This is a genomic window from Caballeronia sp., assembly GCF_049581465.1.
Taxonomy (GTDB): Bacteria; Pseudomonadota; Gammaproteobacteria; order Burkholderiales; family Burkholderiaceae; genus Caballeronia.
Genome location: NZ_JBAUSA010001425.1, coordinates 1 through 1,918, shown reverse-complemented (window position 1 = coordinate 1,918; position 1,918 = coordinate 1). Strand labels below are relative to the sequence as shown.

Here is a 1,918-nt window from a genome sequence, read left to right as displayed (position 1 = left end):
ATTCCTCGAAGTTCAGGCCGCGCTGATCGGCCAGGTTCTTGAAGCTGGCGTAATAGCCCACGGGCGCGTCGACCCAAACGTAGAAATACTTGCCCGGCGCGCCCGGGATTTCAAAGCCGAAGTAGGGCGAATCGCGGGAAATATCCCAGTCGGCCAGCTTGGCGTCGCCTTTATCGCCGAGCCATTCGCGCATCTTGTTCGTGGCTTCCGGCTGCGCCAGTCCACCCACCCAACCGCGCAGGAAATCTTCACAACGCGGGTCGGAAAGGCGGAAGAAGTAGTGCGTCGATATCTTGCGAATCGGCGTAGCGCCTGAAACGACTGAATACGGGTTGATGAGGTCTGTCGGCGAATAGGTCGAGCCACAGACCTCGCAGTTGTCGCCGTACTGGTCCTTTGCGCCGCATTTCGGGCACTCGCCCTTGATGAAGCGGTCAGGCAGGAACATTTCCTTGACCGGATCGTAGGCTTGCTCAATGTCGCGTGCCTCGATCAGCCCTGCCGCCTGCAACGATCCATAGATCGATTCGCACAGCACGCGATTTTCGTCGGCATCGGTCGAATAGTAATTGTCGAACGAAATCCCGAAACTGTCGAAATCGCGCTTGTGTTCGCGGCCCACGCGCTCGATCAACTGCTTCGGCGTGATGCCTTCGGCTTCCGCGCGCAGCATGATCGGCGTGCCGTGGGTATCGTCGGCGCCGACGTAATAGACCTCATGACCGTGCATTCGCAGCGTCCGAACCCAGATATCCGTCTGAATGTATTCGACCATATGGCCGATATGGATCTGGCCATTCGCGTAGGGAAGCGCGGACGTGACGAGGATCTGGCGGCGCGCGGCGTGGGCCGGCGCGGCTGCGACAACAGGAGACGAGATCGTTTCTGACATAAGGCGGGAGCCTGCGAGTTATGGAATACGGTGAATGCAGCGACGGCGCTGGCATGAAGGCAGCCGACCACAGTCGGAGTACGGGCCGGATACCAGCGACGACACGCGGCAATTGCGTGCAAAAGCGAAGCACGATTCTAGCAGGGGCGCGCGTTTCGCCGGATGGCGCGGGGCCGGGGCGGCGTGCAACGCGGCGAAGGGCGGCCTCGAAGGGCCGCCTCCGAGGCGATGTGCTGGAAAATTTGGGCGAAAAAAAACCGGGGCTTTAAACGGGCCCCGGAGCAACACCGACAAGAGGAGAATGGTACGTGACGGCAAAGCCAGCCACCTACCGTTAAGACAGACACGCGCGAACCCCGCAAAGTTTCAAATATTTTTCGCTTTCCCAGTGTTTCTTGAGAATCGACTCAGAAACTAGTGCGCGGCAAGCGGCGCGCGTGTTTGCCGCTTCTCCTTTTGAATCAAGCCTTTTACTGCACTTGACCCGGCTGTGCGGTCGCGCGCAAATAGATTTCGACGCGACGATTCTGCGCACGTCCTGCTTCCGTCGAGTTGTCGGCAATCGGTTGCGTCTGACCCATGCCCGACGCGGACAGGCGTTGTGATGCCACGCCGTGACCGGCCAGATACGACGCAACGCTTTGCGCACGATTCTGCGACAGCGTCTGGTTGTAGGCCGGCTGGCCCGTGCTGTCCGTATGGCCAACCACTTGCGCGATCAGTTCCGGGTGCTGTACCAGCGTCTGCGTGACCTGGTCAAGCACGGGCGCGAAGCCTGGCTTGATGGCGTAGCTGTTGGTGTCGAAGGAAATTGCGTTCGGGATGTTGACCTTCAGCGAACCGTCCGGCTGTTCCGTAACTTGCGTGCCTGTGCCCTTCGTGGCGCCCGTCAGCTTGCCCTTGATGGCCTGCCAGTTGTAGCCGGTGATACCGCCCGCCGCCGCGCCTACGCCCGCGCCGATGGCAGCACCCTTGCCGCCGCCGAAGATTGCACCAAGCGCCGCGCCAGATGCCGCGCCAATGCCC

2 protein-coding genes are annotated in these 1,918 nt (G+C 60.8%); both read right to left on the bottom strand.

The genetic code is table 11. The annotated features are described in order from the left end of the window. Nucleotides 1-892, bottom strand: an 892-nt coding sequence (locus WCA53_RS34470; RefSeq protein WP_423922851.1) for a class I tRNA ligase family protein, incomplete at its 3' end; no start/stop codon positions are given. A gap of 470 nt (nt 893-1,362) precedes the next feature. Beyond that, on the bottom strand, nt 1,363-1,918 hold a 556-nt coding region (locus tag WCA53_RS34465), incomplete at its 5' end, for an OmpA family protein (RefSeq protein WP_423922848.1).